Source organism: Pseudomonas sp. NFACC08-1 (assembly GCF_900106735.1).
GTDB lineage: Bacteria > Pseudomonadota > Gammaproteobacteria > Pseudomonadales > Pseudomonadaceae > Aquipseudomonas > Aquipseudomonas fluorescens_Q.
The window spans coordinates 155,292-169,250 of the sequence record NZ_FNNL01000003.1 but is presented as its reverse complement, the minus strand read 5'-3'; the positions used below and the strand labels follow the sequence as shown (position 1 = coordinate 169,250).

General features: G+C 61.8%; 14 protein-coding genes. 7 read left to right on the top strand and 7 right to left on the bottom strand.

Annotated elements, in window-relative coordinates; translation table 11 throughout:
- The first annotated feature begins 153 nt into the window (after positions 1 to 153).
- The 3 genes from BLU76_RS07860 to BLU76_RS07850 are packed head-to-tail and all read left to right on the top strand — an operon-like array spanning position 154 to position 3,576.
- On the top strand, positions 154 to 1,446 hold the full coding sequence (locus BLU76_RS07860; protein WP_092146480.1) for a murein hydrolase activator EnvC family protein: 1,293 nt from the start codon (positions 154 to 156) through the stop codon (positions 1,444 to 1,446).
- Positions 1,447 to 1,478: 32 nt separating this feature from the next.
- Positions 1,479 to 2,795 carry a S41 family peptidase gene (locus BLU76_RS07855; RefSeq protein WP_063323363.1) on the top strand — a complete coding sequence of 439 codons (1,317 nt, stop codon included), beginning with the start codon at positions 1,479 to 1,481 and terminating at the stop codon, positions 2,793 to 2,795.
- Between the two features lies 1 nt (position 2,796).
- The gene (locus tag BLU76_RS07850) at positions 2,797 to 3,576 is read left to right on the top strand and encodes a divergent polysaccharide deacetylase family protein (protein ID WP_092222280.1); all 780 of its coding nucleotides are present in this window, start codon (positions 2,797 to 2,799) and stop codon (positions 3,574 to 3,576) included.
- A gap of 78 nt (positions 3,577 to 3,654) precedes the next feature.
- On the opposite strand, the gene BLU76_RS07845 is transcribed toward BLU76_RS07850, so the two are convergent.
- The 7 genes from BLU76_RS07845 to BLU76_RS07815 all read right to left on the bottom strand — a co-directional run bounded on the left by BLU76_RS07845 (position 3,655) and on the right by BLU76_RS07815 (position 9,453).
- Positions 3,655 to 4,401, bottom strand: a complete 747-nt coding sequence (locus BLU76_RS07845; protein WP_092222278.1) for a substrate-binding periplasmic protein — start codon at positions 4,399 to 4,401, stop codon at positions 3,655 to 3,657.
- A gap of 63 nt (positions 4,402 to 4,464) precedes the next feature.
- Positions 4,465 to 5,235 carry an imidazole glycerol phosphate synthase subunit HisF gene (hisF, locus tag BLU76_RS07840; protein ID WP_003196830.1) on the bottom strand — a complete coding sequence of 257 codons (771 nt, stop codon included), beginning with the start codon at positions 5,233 to 5,235 and terminating at the stop codon, positions 4,465 to 4,467.
- Positions 5,236 to 5,244: 9 nt separating this feature from the next.
- Positions 5,245 to 5,982, bottom strand: a complete 738-nt coding sequence (gene hisA, locus BLU76_RS07835) for a 1-(5-phosphoribosyl)-5-[(5-phosphoribosylamino)methylideneamino]imidazole-4-carboxamide isomerase (protein WP_063323366.1) — start codon at positions 5,980 to 5,982, stop codon at positions 5,245 to 5,247.
- Between the two features lie 42 nt (positions 5,983 to 6,024).
- Positions 6,025 to 6,279 (bottom strand): DUF2164 domain-containing protein, encoded by a 255-nt coding sequence (locus BLU76_RS07830; RefSeq protein WP_003186749.1) that lies wholly within the window; start codon positions 6,277 to 6,279, stop codon positions 6,025 to 6,027.
- A complete protein-coding gene (hisH, locus tag BLU76_RS07825) occupies positions 6,279 to 6,917 on the bottom strand; it encodes an imidazole glycerol phosphate synthase subunit HisH (RefSeq protein WP_018606318.1) in 639 nt (212 codons plus the stop codon). Before hisH ends, BLU76_RS07830 begins: the two co-directional genes overlap by 1 nt.
- Positions 6,917 to 7,510, bottom strand: a complete 594-nt coding sequence (gene hisB, locus BLU76_RS07820) for an imidazoleglycerol-phosphate dehydratase HisB (RefSeq protein ID WP_003186751.1) — start codon at positions 7,508 to 7,510, stop codon at positions 6,917 to 6,919. The genes hisH and hisB overlap by 1 nt, the downstream gene beginning before the upstream one ends.
- Before the next feature lie 281 nt (positions 7,511 to 7,791).
- Positions 7,792 to 9,453, bottom strand: a complete 1,662-nt coding sequence (locus BLU76_RS07815) for an OFA family MFS transporter (RefSeq protein WP_092146486.1) — start codon at positions 9,451 to 9,453, stop codon at positions 7,792 to 7,794.
- A 261-nt stretch (positions 9,454 to 9,714) separates the two neighbouring features.
- Between BLU76_RS07815 and panM the strand changes: the two genes are divergently transcribed.
- The 4 genes from panM to BLU76_RS07795 all read left to right on the top strand — a co-directional run bounded on the left by panM (position 9,715) and on the right by BLU76_RS07795 (position 13,951).
- On the top strand, positions 9,715 to 10,113 hold the full coding sequence (panM, locus tag BLU76_RS07810) for an aspartate 1-decarboxylase autocleavage activator PanM (protein WP_092222276.1): 399 nt from the start codon (positions 9,715 to 9,717) through the stop codon (positions 10,111 to 10,113).
- Positions 10,114 to 10,386: 273 nt separating this feature from the next.
- The gene (locus BLU76_RS07805) at positions 10,387 to 12,618 is read left to right on the top strand and encodes an AsmA family protein (protein ID WP_092222274.1); all 2,232 of its coding nucleotides are present in this window, start codon (positions 10,387 to 10,389) and stop codon (positions 12,616 to 12,618) included.
- Entirely contained in the window at positions 12,615 to 13,682 is a 1,068-nt protein-coding gene (gene mutY / locus BLU76_RS07800; RefSeq protein ID WP_063323370.1) for an A/G-specific adenine glycosylase, read from the top strand. The genes BLU76_RS07805 and mutY overlap by 4 nt, the downstream gene beginning before the upstream one ends.
- Positions 13,679 to 13,951 (top strand): oxidative damage protection protein, encoded by a 273-nt coding sequence (locus BLU76_RS07795; protein ID WP_003196814.1) that lies wholly within the window; start codon positions 13,679 to 13,681, stop codon positions 13,949 to 13,951. The genes mutY and BLU76_RS07795 overlap by 4 nt, the downstream gene beginning before the upstream one ends.
- Positions 13,952 to 13,959 lie beyond the last annotated feature (8 nt).

Sequence of the window (13,959 nt, the reverse complement as noted above, 5' to 3'; positions counted from 1 at the left end):
TGAATCGGGCAATCCTTAAGTAAGCATTGCGCCCCCACAGAGGGGTTTGCAGTGTTTTTCAGGCCAGTTATCACACAGCCCCAAATGGGCGTTTTTTTTGCAGCGTGGGGCGGGCATACTAGGCCGTCCCTTTCCCTGGTGTCGCCCGCCTCTATGCTTCGCGTCCTGATAGCCCTCGCTCTGACTTGCCTGCTCCAACCGGCCTTTGCCGACGAGCGCGCGCAAACCCAACAACAGTTGGAAGCCACGCGCCAGGACATTGCCGAGCTGAAAAAACTGCTGGGCAAGTTGCAGGAAGAGAAATCCAGCGTGCAGAAAGACCTGCGCGGCACCGAAACCGAGATGGGCAATCTGGAGAAACAGGTCGACGCGCTGCAAAAAGAGCTGAAGAAAAGCGAATCCGAGCTGCAACGACTCGATGGAGAGAAAAAAAAACTCCAGAGCGCGCGCACTGAACAGCAAAAGCTGATCGCCATCCAGGCCCGGGCCGCCTACCAGAACGGTCGCCAGGAATACCTCAAGCTGCTGCTCAACCAGCAGAATCCCGAGAAGTTCGCCCGCACCCTCACCTATTACGATTACCTGAGCCAGGCCCGCCTGGAACAACTCAAGAGCTTCAACGAAACCCTGCGCCAACTGGCCAATGTCGAAAAAGACATCGAATTGCAGCAAGCCCAGTTGTTGGTGCAGAAAAGCAGCCTCGACACCCAGCGCGAAGAACTCGAAAAAGTTCGCAAGGAACGCCAGGTGGCCCTGGCCAAGCTCAATGAAGACGTGAAAGCCCGCGACAGCAAGCTCAAGGCCCGCGAGCAGGACCAGGCCGAGCTGGCAAACGTGTTGAAAACCATCGAGCAAACCCTGGCCCGCCAGGCCCGAGAGGCAGAAGAAGCGCGCCAGAAAGCGCTGATCGCCCAGCAGGAAGCCGAAAAAAAGCGTTTGCGTGAAGCCCAGGCCGACGCAGACGCCGGCGACGCACCGCGCAAACCGGCAAAATCCAGCCCCGGCGCACTGGTTTCCAGTGACGGCGAAACCTTTGGCGGCGCTTTTGCTTCAGCCCGAGGCAAACTTCCATGGCCGGTCAATGGTCGATTACTAGCGCGCTTCGGTGAAACCCGTGGCGACGACACCCGCACCAAGTGGGACGGCGTGATGATCAGCGCCTCCGCTGGCAGCCAGGTGCATGCGGTTCATGGCGGGCGCGTGGTATTCGCCGACTGGCTACGCGGCGCCGGCCTGCTGGTGATCCTGGATCACGGCAACGGTTATTTGAGCCTGTACGGCCACAACCAGACGCTGCTCAAGTCGGCGGGGGATGTGGTCAAGGCCGGTGAGTCCATCTCCACGGTCGGCAACAGTGGCGGGCAGGATACGCCAGCACTGTATTTCGCTATTCGTCAGCAGGGTCGCCCCAGTGACCCGGCCCAATGGTGTCGTGCGCAAGGATAAGCGCGCCCATCCTATTAAGGAGTTCGTTCGACATGCTGCATTTGTCCCGCCTTACCTCGCTGGCCCTGACGATCGCCCTGGTGATCGGCGCGCCCCTGGCTTTCGCCGCCGAACCGGCCCCGTCGGCACCCGCCGCCACAGCCGCGACTACCAAGGCCCCGCTGCCGCTGGACGAACTGCGCACCTTTGCCGAGGTCATGGACCGGATCAAGGCCGCCTACGTGGAACCTGTGGATGACAAGATGCTGCTGGAGAACGCCATCAAAGGCATGCTCAGCAACCTTGACCCGCACTCGGCCTACCTGGGGCCGGACGACTTTGCCGAACTGCAGGAAAGCACCAGCGGCGAATTCGGCGGCCTGGGCATCGAGGTCGGCAGCGAAGACGGCTTCGTCAAGGTGGTCTCGCCAATCGACGACACGCCTGCTTCCAAGGCCGGCATCCAGGCCGGCGACTTCATCGTCAAGATCAATGGCCAGCCGACGCGCGGCCAGAGCATGACCGAAGCCGTGGACAAGATGCGCGGCAAGATCGGCCAGAAGATCACCCTGACCCTGGTGCGCGACGGCGGTACGCCATTCGACGTGACCCTGACCCGTGCGGTCATCCAGGTCAAAAGCGTGAAGAGCCAACTGCTGGAGTCGGGCTACGGCTACATCCGCATCACCCAGTTCCAGGTCAAGACCGGCGAAGAAGTCGCCAAGGCCCTGGCCAAGATGCGCAAGGACAACGGCAAGAAGCTCAACGGCCTGGTCCTGGACCTGCGCAACAACCCCGGCGGCGTGCTGCAATCGGCGGTGGAAGTGGTGGACCACTTCATCACCAAGGGCCTGATCGTCTACACCAAGGGGCGTATCGCCAATTCCGAGCTGCGCTTCTCGGCCACCGGCAACGACCTGAGCGAAGCCGTGCCATTGGTGGTGCTGATCAACGGCGGCAGCGCCTCGGCCTCGGAAATCGTCGCCGGCGCCCTGCAGGATCAGAAGCGTGGCGTGGTCATGGGCACCACCAGTTTCGGCAAAGGCTCGGTACAGACCGTATTGCCGCTGAACAACGACCGCGCCCTGAAGATCACCACCGCGCTGTACTTCACGCCCAACGGTCGCTCGATCCAGGCCCAGGGCATCGTCCCGGACATCGAGGTGCGCAAGGCCAAGATCACCAACGAGCAGGACAGCGAATACTTCAAGGAAGCCGACCTGCAAGGCCACCTGGGCAATGGCAACGGCGGCGCCGACAAACCGACCGGTTCCGGTGGCAAGGCCAAGCCAATGCCGCAGGATGACGACTATCAGTTGGCCCAGGCCTTGAGCCTGCTCAAAGGGTTGAACATCACGTCCGGCCGCTGAGATGGGCCTGCGCTTCACCTTCGTCCTGCTGTGCCTGCTAGCGGGAGCCGTTAACGCGGCGCCCGCCACGCCCTCTTCGCCGCACAAGGCCTACCTGAGCCTGATCATCGACGACCTGGGGCAAAACCTGCCCCGGGATCGCCGGGTACTGGCCCTCCCCGGCCCGGTCACCACCGCGATCATGCCTGACACGCCCCACGCCGCCGAATTCGCCCGCGAAGCCCATCGCGCCGGCAAACTGGTCATGCTGCACATGCCCATGGACCCGGCCACCGGGCCGTTCGCCTGGCATCCGGAGCTGCCCATCGAAGAACTGGGCAAGCGCCTCGACGCCGCGTTCGCTGCCGTGCCTTATACCAGCGGGATCAACAATCACATGGGCAGCCGCATGACTGCCCAGCCCCAGGCCATGGCGTGGCTGATGGCGAACTTGCAGCAGCGACACAAGTTTTTCGTCGACAGCCGCACCAGCGCCCAGACAGTCGCCGCCGCCGAGGCCCAGAAGATCGGCCTCGCCAGTGTCTCGCGGGACGTGTTCCTGGACGACGAGCGCACCGAAGCGGCCATTGCCCGCCAGCTCCAGACCGCCATCGATTTGGCCCGCCGGCAAGGCTCGGCCGTAATGATCGGGCACCCCTACCCACAGACCCTGGCAGTGCTCGAACGCGAACTACCCAAGCTCAAGGCCCAGGGCATCGAGTCGATCGACATCAAGTCGATGATCAGCCTGCGCAGCAATCGGGCGATGGTCGGGCATGGGAAGGATGGGGTTTATCGGTAGCGGCTGGGCTCTATCTCAAACCGCGTCGCCTTCATCGCGAGCAGGCTCGCGATGGCGGCAATGCGGCGGGTACAGCCCTTAGAGATACCGCGCCATGATCGCGTCCACTTCACCTTCCTTGCGCAATTCATCCAGGGCCTTTTGAAGCCGGGCAACCACATCGTCAGGCACGTCCTTGTTCAAGGCCAGGTACAACTCGGCACTGTTGAAGCGCAGCACGGTCTTGAGATCGGTCACCCCTTCCTGACGCGCCAGATAACGCCCGGCAGGATCGCCTGTGGCCCACAGATCGATCTGGCCGTTGACCAATTTCCTGGCGTTGTCCTGATCGCGCAACACGACCATCGGCTTCAGTCCCTGCTTGGCCAGCGTCTCGGCAATCGCGTCGCCCTTGTAGGCACCGATCTTGTACTGACGCGCCTGCTCCAACGAGTCGAGAGCGATCTTGCTGTCGGCCTTGGCGAGCATGATCCAGTCGTCCGGACCGATGGGGCCGACCCATTTGAAAAGCTTTTCACGCTCCGGCAACCGCGCCATGACAAACACACCGTAACCCGGATTTTCCAGGGCAAGTTTGTAGATGCGCTCCCAAGGGAAACGTAGCGTCAGACTGTAGGAGATATCGGCACGTTTGAATATTTCACGGACGACGTCCACGGCAATGCCATGGATGTTCTCGTCCTGGGCGAAGTTCTTGCCGTTCTTGGCCATGTTGTACGGTGGGAAGTTTTCCGTCAGCAACACCAGCGATGTATCAGAGGCGCGGACGGTACCTGCGAGCAACAGCGTGGCACCGGCAAAGGCAAGAACGAGGCGTTTGAGCATGTCGGGCTACCGCAATCCATGGTGTGCCCAAGAGTGCCTTGGGCCCGCCATGGTGTCCAGCGATCAGCGAATGCAGATACCGCGATGCGCCATGTAGGCCTTGGCTTCCGGCACGGTGTACTCGCCAAAGTGGAAAATGCTCGCCGCCAGCACCGCGCTGGCATGGCCTTCCAGGATGCCGTCGGCCAGGTGCTGCAGGTTGCCGACACCGCCGGAGGCGATGACCGGAATACCCAGGGCATCGCTGATGGCGCGGGTGACGCCCAGGTCGAAGCCGTTTTTCATGCCGTCCTGGTCCATGCTGGTCAGCAGGATTTCACCGGCCCCCAGGCCTTCCATCTTCTTCGCCCACTCCACGGCATCGAGGCCCGTGGGCTTGCGGCCGCCGTGGGTGAAGATTTCCCAGCGCGGGGTTTCGCCCGGGCCGGAGACCTTCTTCGCGTCGATGGCAACGACGATACATTGCGAGCCGAAGTGCTGGGCCGCTTCGCCGACGAATTCCGGGTTGAACACCGCCGCGGTGTTGATCGACACCTTGTCGGCACCGGCATTGAGCAGGTTGCGGATGTCCTGCACGGTGCGCACGCCACCGCCCACGGTCAGCGGGATGAACACCTGGCTGGCCATGCGCTCGACGGTATGGAGCGTGGTATCGCGGCCATCGACGCTGGCTGTGATGTCGAGGAAGGTGATCTCGTCCGCACCCTGTTCGTCGTAGCGACGGGCGATTTCCACCGGGTCGCCGGCATCACGGATGTTCTCGAACTTGACGCCCTTGACCACCCGGCCGTTGTCCACGTCCAGGCAAGGGATGATGCGTTTGGCCAGCGCCATGATGAGTCCTCAGCCTTTGTAGGAGTCGCAGAAGGCCTGGGCCTCGGCGACGTCCAGGGTGCCTTCGTAGATCGCGCGACCGGTGATCGCACCGATGATGCCCGGCGCCTTGGCGTCGAGCAGTGCCTTGATGTCACCCAGGTTGTGGATGCCACCGGAGGCGATCACCGGAATCCTGGTGGCGGCAGCCAGAGCGGCGGTGAACGGGACATTGCAGCCCTGCATCATGCCGTCTTTGGCGATGTCGGTGTAGACAATGGCAGACACGCCATCGGCCTCGAAACGCTTGGCCAGGTCGATCACCTGCACGGTGCTGACTTCAGCCCAGCCGTCGGTGGCGACGAAACCGTCTTTTGCGTCGAGGCCAACGATAACCTTGCCCGGGAAGGCGCGGCAGGCTTCGGCGACGAACTCAGGCTCCTTCACCGCCTTGGTGCCGATGATCACGTAGCTCACGCCGGCCTTGACGTAGTGCTCGATGGTTTCCAGCGAGCGAATGCCACCGCCGATCTGGATCGGCAGGTTCGGATAACGCTTGGCGATGGCCGTGACCACTTCACCGTTGACCGGCTGCCCTTCGAAGGCGCCATTGAGGTCGACCAGATGCAGGCGACGGCAGCCGCCCTCCACCCACTTGGCGGCCATGCTCACCGGGTCATCGGAAAACACCGTGGAGTCTTCCATGCGGCCCTGACGCAGACGTACGCAAGCGCCGTCCTTGAGATCGATAGCGGGGATAATCAGCATCTGGCAAACCTTCAAATACGAATATTCAGCTTGGCTCGAAAATCAATTTTTCTCGAGCGCCCACAAGTCGCTTTCAATGCTTTCGAACCTTTCTTTAAGGTGCGTCTGCACATCGAAAATCGCCCTGTTGTAATAGTGCGGAGCAATTTCGCGGGTAAACAGGTCAAGAATTTCCGCCGCTTCGAACGAGCCCAGGTCCAGCTCGAAACGCTCCTCCATGAACCGCTGGATCTTGCGGTTCGCCTCGCTCTCCTGCTCGGGCGTGAGGGTGAGGATCGGCGGTTTCTTGCGGGCCATTACCAGCGCCCGTCCCACGCTGCGAAGTTCTGCAACAGTTGCAGGCCATGGGTATGGCTCTTCTCGGGGTGGAACTGCACGGCGAAGCGCGAGCCATCGGCCAGGGCTGCGGCGAAATCGACGCCATAGTGACCGCTGCCCACCACCTGCCGCGCATTACCGGCGGCGATATAGTAGCTATGCACGAAGTAGAAGCGCGCCAGGTCCGGGATGTTGTGCCACAACGGGTGATCCACCGTCTGTTTCACTTCGTTCCAGCCCATGTGCGGGACTTTCAGGTGCTCGCCGTCTTCATGCAGGCCCTTGCCGAAAAACTTCACCTGGCCTGGAAACATGGAGATGCAATCGACGCCGTCGTTCTCTTCGCTGCGCTCGAGCAAGGCTTGCATGCCCACGCAGATGCCAAGGAACGGACGGTCCTGGCTGACTTCGTGCACCAGCTTGTCGAAGCCCAGGCGACGAATCTCGGCCATGCAATCGCGAATCGCACCGACGCCTGGAAACACCACCCGGTCAGCTTCGCGAATCACGTCGGCATCGCTGGTGATCAGCACCTTGCCGGCACCCACGTGCTCGAGGGCCTTGGCCACCGAGTGCAGGTTGCCCATGCCGTAGTCGATAACCGCGACCGTCTGCATTACAGGACGCCCTTGGTGGAAGGCATCTGGCCGGCCATGCGGTCATCGAGCTCCACAGCCATGCGCAGGGCGCGGCCGAAAGCCTTGAACACGGTTTCGATCTGGTGGTGGGTGTTGTGCCCGCGCAGGTTGTCGATGTGCAAGGTCACGTTGGCGTGGTTGACGAAGCCCTGGAAGAATTCCTGGAACAGGTCGACGTCGAAGCCGCCGACGGTGGCACGGGTGTACGGCACATGCATCTGCAGGCCCGGACGGCCAGAGAAGTCGATGACCACACGCGACAGCGCCTCATCGAGCGGCACGTAGGCATGGCCGTAGCGACGGATGCCCTTCTTGTCGCCGATGGCTTTGGTAAAGGCCTGGCCCAAGGTGATACCGACGTCTTCCACCGTGTGGTGGTCGTCGATATGCAGGTCGCCCTTGCTGACGATGTCCAGGTCGATCAGCCCGTGACGGGCGATCTGGTCCAGCATGTGCTCAAGAAAAGGCACGCCGATATCAAACCGGGCCTTTCCGGTGCCATCCAGGTTGATCGAGGCTTTGATCTGGGTTTCCAGAGTGTCGCGCTCGACAGACGCCTTACGTTCGGCCATCACCAGCTCCGCAAAATCATTGGGCGAAAAAGGCAGCCATTATAGGGGCGCGAGCGGCAAACAGAAACACGGGAGGTGATATCCCTGACGGGTTGTCTCCCGCGCTGTCGGCGATAGACATGTCCATACAAGTCTTTGCCATCACCCAAAACGACTGTGGGAGCGAACTTGCTCGCGATGGCGGTGGGTCAGCAGACAATGATGTCGACTGACACGCCCCCATCGCGAGCAGGCTCGCTCCCACAAGGGTTGCCCTGAGCCGATGACACAGGGCAACGGTCTTAGCGGAACAACACCGCTGTCTTCTGCAGGGTCACCCACACACCCCACGCCAACGGAATGCCCACCACCAGCCAGGCGGCGATCGCCAGGGGCTTGGTGCCCGGCGCGGCTTTCCATTCCAGCGAAGTGCTGCTGTCGGCGCCCTTGTCATGGCCCAGCGCCTGTTCGGCGGCCAGTTCGGCGTCGGTCATGAAGTACTTGTCGGCGACCGGGCGGACCAGCAGGTTGCACAGGAAGCCCAGCACCAGCAGGCCGGCGAGGATATACAAGGTGATGTCATAGGCCGCGGCACGTTCGACGCCGATGCTCAGCTGATATTCACGCAGGTAGTTCACCAGGACCGGACCCAGCACGCCTGCCGCCGCCCAGGCGGTCAACAGCCGACCGTGGATCGCGCCGACCATTTGCGTACCGAACAGGTCCGCCAGGTACGCCGGCACAGTGGCGAAACCGCCGCCGTACATCGACAGGATGATGCAGAACGCCGCCACGAACAGCGCCACGCTGCCCAGGTGACCCAGGTTCGGGATCAGCGCGTACAGGGCAAAGCCCAGGGCGAAGAACACGAAATAGGTGTTTTTGCGACCCAGGTAATCCGAGAAGGATGCCCAGAAGAACCGGCCGCCGATGTTGAACAAGCTCAACAGACCGGTGAAGCCGGCCGCGATGGCCGCGATCTGGCCCAGTTGCGTAGCGTCCAGTTGGCCAAACGGCAGGTCGTTGCCGAGCAACTTGCCACCGAACACTTCCTGCAACAGAGGCGAAGCCATGCCGAGGATGCCGATACCGGCGGATACATTCAGGCACAGCACCAGCCATACCAGACGGAACTGCGGGGTTTTCCAGGCCACGTTCACGTGAACGTGGCGATGGGTGATCATCGCGTTCGCGGCTTTCTTCGGTGCCGGGGTCCAGCCTTCAGGCTTCCAACCGGTTGGCGGGACGCGGTACGACAAGGCGCCACCGATCATGAACACAAAGTAGATCGCGGCCATGACCAGGAAGCTCTGCCATACGCCCACGCCGGTTGGCGAAGCGAAATGGCTCATCAGCGCGGCGGCCAGCGGAGCACCGACCATCGCACCGCCGCCAAAGCCCATGATCGCCATGCCAGTGGCCATGCCGCGCTTGTCCGGGAACCACTTGATCAGGGTCGACACTGGGGAGATATAGCCCAGACCCAGGCCGATACCGCCGATCACACCGGAACCGACCCACATCAGCCAGATCTGGTGGGTATAGATACCCAGCGCGGAAATCAGCAGGCCACCGCACCAGCACAAGGCCGATACAACGCCGGCCTTGCGTGGCCCGGCATGTTCCAGCCAGCCGCCCCAGATGGCTGCCGAGCAACCCAGGAAGATGAAGAACAGGGTGTAGATCCAACCGAGCATCGAGATCGGCCAGTCACATTGGGACGAAAAGACTTGCGAGATGAAGCTCATATCCGGTGCACAGGCCACAGGCTTGGTGATACCCAAGGCTTTGGACAGTGGCAGCCAGAACACCGAGAAGCCGTAGGCCATGCCGATGCAGAGGTGAATAGCCAGTGCGGCCGGTGGAACCAACCACCGGTTGAAACCGGGCTTGGCGATGATGCGCTCTTTGGAGAGGAACGCTGGCTGGTCGGCGATGCCGCCAGCCGTGATGCTCGTGCTCATTGTGTATCCCCCAGTTATTGGAATGGTCCGTCAGCCACGCGTCACCCTCAGCCTTCATTGCACGCAGGCATGGCTGTATTTTCTGGTGAAGCTCCATAGTGTGCGACATCAAGTCGCAGAAGGACGGACGAACGGGCAAAGGTTACCATTTGCTCGCGGCAGAAAAACCAAAGTGATATCACCTTTTTCCTGCCATCTGTCTTATCGCACGCCCTCCGACTTTCTATAGGGGGCTAACGATTTATTTTTTCAGGAATTTCCATGCCCATCGTTGTCGAGCTCATTACAGACGCCAGCTGTCAGGACCAACAGGACCTGCAGAAAATCTACCGGGATGCCCCGGCCTGGCTGTTCGAACCGTTTAGCGATGCCACGCAACTGATCAAGCAATGCCTTGAGGAAGGCTCGCTGATCGCGGCACGCTTCAATGACCGACTGCTCGGCGCAGCACGCCTGCAACGGCACCAGAACGCCTGGCGCTTGTCCCACCTGTGCGTACGAAACGTTACCCGTCGCCGTGGCGTGGCTGAACGGCTGGTGAGCGAAGCTCGGCGAATGGCCGCACCAAGCGGTGCCGAGCTGCACTTGTTGGCCCCGGCCGGGCATCTGCAAGCCCAGGCGCTGGCGGCCAAATTGAAATTGCCGCTGGACGAATGCTAGTTAAAGCCGAACACAAATCCCTGTGGCGAGGGAGCTTGCTCCCGCTGGGGGGCGCAGCCCCCCCCAAAAAACCCAACGCCTCGGTGTGTTCAGGCACACCGATTCGCCTGGTTTGGGGCTGCTTCGCAGCCCAGCGGGAGCAAGCTCCCTCGCCACAGGATCACACCTGCCGGCCTGACTGCGAGGGAGTGAGACACGATCACCCAACGCGCCACTAATTCGGGGCGTTATACTCCCGGCTAAATTTTGAACTCAACCTACAAGGATTCGCCCATGAAAGCGTTCGGCAAAATCCTGGGTCTGGTACTTCTCGGGCTGTTGCTGATCATTGTGGCCCTGGGCTTTGCCCTGACCCACCTGTTCGATCCCAACGACTACAAAGAAGAGATCCGCCAGATAGCCCGCGACAAGGCCCACATCGAGCTGACCCTCAATGGCGACATTGGCTGGAGCCTGTTTCCGTGGCTGGGCCTTGAGTTGCACGATGCCAGCGTCGCGACCTTGGCCAGTCCGACCCAGCCTTTCGCTGACCTGCAAATGCTCGGCCTTTCGGTCCGGGTAATACCGCTGCTGCGCCGGGAAGTACAAATGAGCGATGTGCGGGTCGAAGGCCTGAACCTGCGGCTCAATCGTGACAAGAACGGGCACGGCAACTGGGAAGACATCGGCAAGGTGCCGGCCTCTGCGTCGACGGCGAACGCGCCGGCCCCCGTGCCATCCCAACAACCGACCCCGCCCGTCAGTACCCCGGCAGAAAAACCTGCCCAGCCGACCCGACTGGATATCGATAGCCTGACCGTGAACAACGCCCGGGTCGAATACACCGACGAGCAGACCGGCAAGCTGTTCACGGCCGAGAGCATCCAACTGAGCACCGGCCCGGTTCACGATTCCACCAACATTCCAGTCACCCTGACCGCATTCCTGTCCAGCAACCAGCCGGCCGTACGCGTACGCACCGAAGTGACGGGGGAACTGCGCTTCGAACGTGCCTTGAAGCGCTACAAGTTCGAAGACCTGAAACTGTCCGGCGAAGCCACCGGCGATCCCTTGCAGGGCAAGACCCTGAACTTCGCCGTCCAAGGCCAACTGTTCCTGGACAAAGCCGCAAACGTCGCCGAGTGGACCGGCATCAAGCTGTCGCTCAATCAACTGCGCGCCCTGGGTGAACTGAAGGTCAACGACCTCGACAAGACCCCGCAATTGAATGGCGGCGTGTCCATCGCCCAGTTCGACTTGGCGAAGTTCGTCGAAAGCATCGGCCAGAAACTCCCAGCCATGGCCGAAGGCAGCCTGAGCAAGGTCGAGCTGTCCAGCCGCATTGCCGGTACGCCAACCAGTGTCGAGCTCAACGACATCAACCTGAAAGTGGACGACAGCAACTTCAGCGGTCGCATCGCCGTGGAGGACTTCGCCAAGCAATCCCTGCGCGCGCAGCTCAAGGCCGACACGTTCAACGTCGACCGCTACCTGGCGCCAAAGTCCGCCGAAGCCGACAGTTCCAAGGCGGCCCGTGAGGCTGAAGTCAGCAACACCGAAGCCAGCGCCATGGCCGGTGCCGGCAGTACACCGCTGCCAAGCGCCCCGACCCAGGGCGCCTGGAGTAACGATCGACTGTTTCCAGTGGAACGCCTGAGCAAGCTGGACCTCGATGCTGACCTGGCCTTCGGGCAACTGACCCTCGATAAACTGCCAATCCAGAACGCTGCGCTCAAGGCCACCGGCCGAGGCGGCCTGCTGACCCTGGAGAACCTGCGAGGCGACCTGTACAGCGGCAACTTCGAAACCAAGGGCACCCTGGACGTGCGCCAGCCTACGCCGCAACTGAGCCTGCAAACGCGCATCAATCGGGTCCCTGCCGAGAAGATCATCGAAAGCCAAGGCAAGAAGCCGCCGGTCAAAGGCCTCGTCACCGTCAACAGCGCGATCACCGCCAGCGGCAATAGCCAGAAAGCCCTGATCGACAGCCTCAACGGCACCGCCGGGTTCGTCATCAACGATGGCGTGCTGCTCAATGCCAACCTCGAACAGCAATTGTGCAAAGGCATCGCCACCCTCAATCGCAAGAGCCTCAGCGGCGAACCCCGGGGCAAGGACACGCCGTTCCAGCAACTCAACGGCAATCTCACCTTCAACAATGGCGTTGCCAACAACCCGGACCTGAAAGTCCGCATCCCCGGCATGACCGTCAACGGCAACGGCGACATCGACCTGCGTGTACTGGGCATGGATTATCGCGTCGGCGTCATCGTCGAAGGCGACAAGAGCGATATGCCCGACCCGGCCTGCCAGGTCAACGAACGCTACGTCGACGTCGAATGGCCATTGCGCTGCCGCGGCCCGCTGGAACTCGGCGCCAAGGCCTGTCGCCTGGACAACGACGGGCTGGGCAAGGTCGCGGCGAAACTGGCCGGCGACCGTCTCGGCGACAAGATCGATGAGAAGCTGGGCGACAAGGTCAGCCCCGAACTCAAAGATGCGCTCAAGGGGCTGTTCAAGCGATGAGAGCCGAGCAGTTTTCCACCGCCGTACTGGACTGGTTCGACCGCCACGGGCGCCACGATTTGCCCTGGCAGCAGGCCATCTCGCCCTATCGGGTATGGGTCTCGGAAATCATGCTGCAGCAGACCCAGGTCAGTACGGTGCTCAACTACTTCGACCGGTTCATGGCCTCGCTGCCTACCGTTCAAGCCCTGGCCGCCGCGCCGGAGGACGAAGTGCTGCACCTGTGGACCGGGCTGGGCTATTACACCCGTGCACGCAACTTGCAGAAAACCGCGAAAATCGTCGTCGAGCAGTACGGCGGCGAATTCCCCCATGACGTGGAAAAACTCACCGAGTTGCCGGGGATCGGCCTGTCCACCGCCGGCGCCATCGCCAGCATCAGCATGGGCCTGCGGGCACCGATCCTCGATGGCAATGTCAAGCGGGTACTGGCGCGCTTCACCGCCCAGGAAGGCTACCCAGGCGAACCCAAGGTGGCGAAACAGCTGTGGGCCACCGCCGAGCGCTTCACGCCGCAAGACCGCGTCAACGCCTACACCCAAGCGATGATGGACCTGGGCGCCACGCTCTGCACCCGCAGCAAGCCCAGTTGCCTGCTCTGCCCGCTGAAGCAAGGCTGCGAGGCCCACATGCTGGGCCTGGAAACCCGCTACCCGATTCCCAAGCCTCGCAAGGAAGTGCCCAAGAAGCGCACCTTGATGCCGATGCTGGCGAACAACGAAGGCGCAATCCTGCTTTACCGTCGCCCCTCCACGGGGCTGTGGGGCGGTCTGTGGAGCCTGCCGGAACTCGACGACCTCGATGACCTGCAGCATCTGGCCCTGCAACACTCGCTGGAGTTGGGCAGCCAACAGGAAATGCCAAGCCTGGTGCACACCTTCAGCCACTTCCAGTTGGCGATCGAACCCTGGCTGGTCCGGGTCCGGGAAACCGGCCATCACGTGGCCGAGGCCGACTGGCTCTGGTATAACCTCGCCACCCCGCCGCGCCTGGGCCTTGCCGCCCCGGTCAAAACCTTGCTCGAACGCGCGGCCGCCGTAATGAACGCAGGAGAGTTGCAATGACCCGCACCATCATGTGCCGCAAGTACAAAGAAGAACTGGAAGGCCTGGAACGCGCACCGTTCCCGGGTGCCAAGGGCCAGGACATCTACGACCATGTCTCGGCCAAGGCCTGGGCCGACTGGCAGAAACACCAGACCCTGCTGATCAATGAAAAACGCCTGAACATGATGAACGCTGAAGATCGCAAATACCTTCAGGGCGAGATGGACAAGTACTTTTCCGGCGAAGATTACGCCAAGGCCGAAGGCTACGTACCGCCGTCCGAATAAGCTGTCCC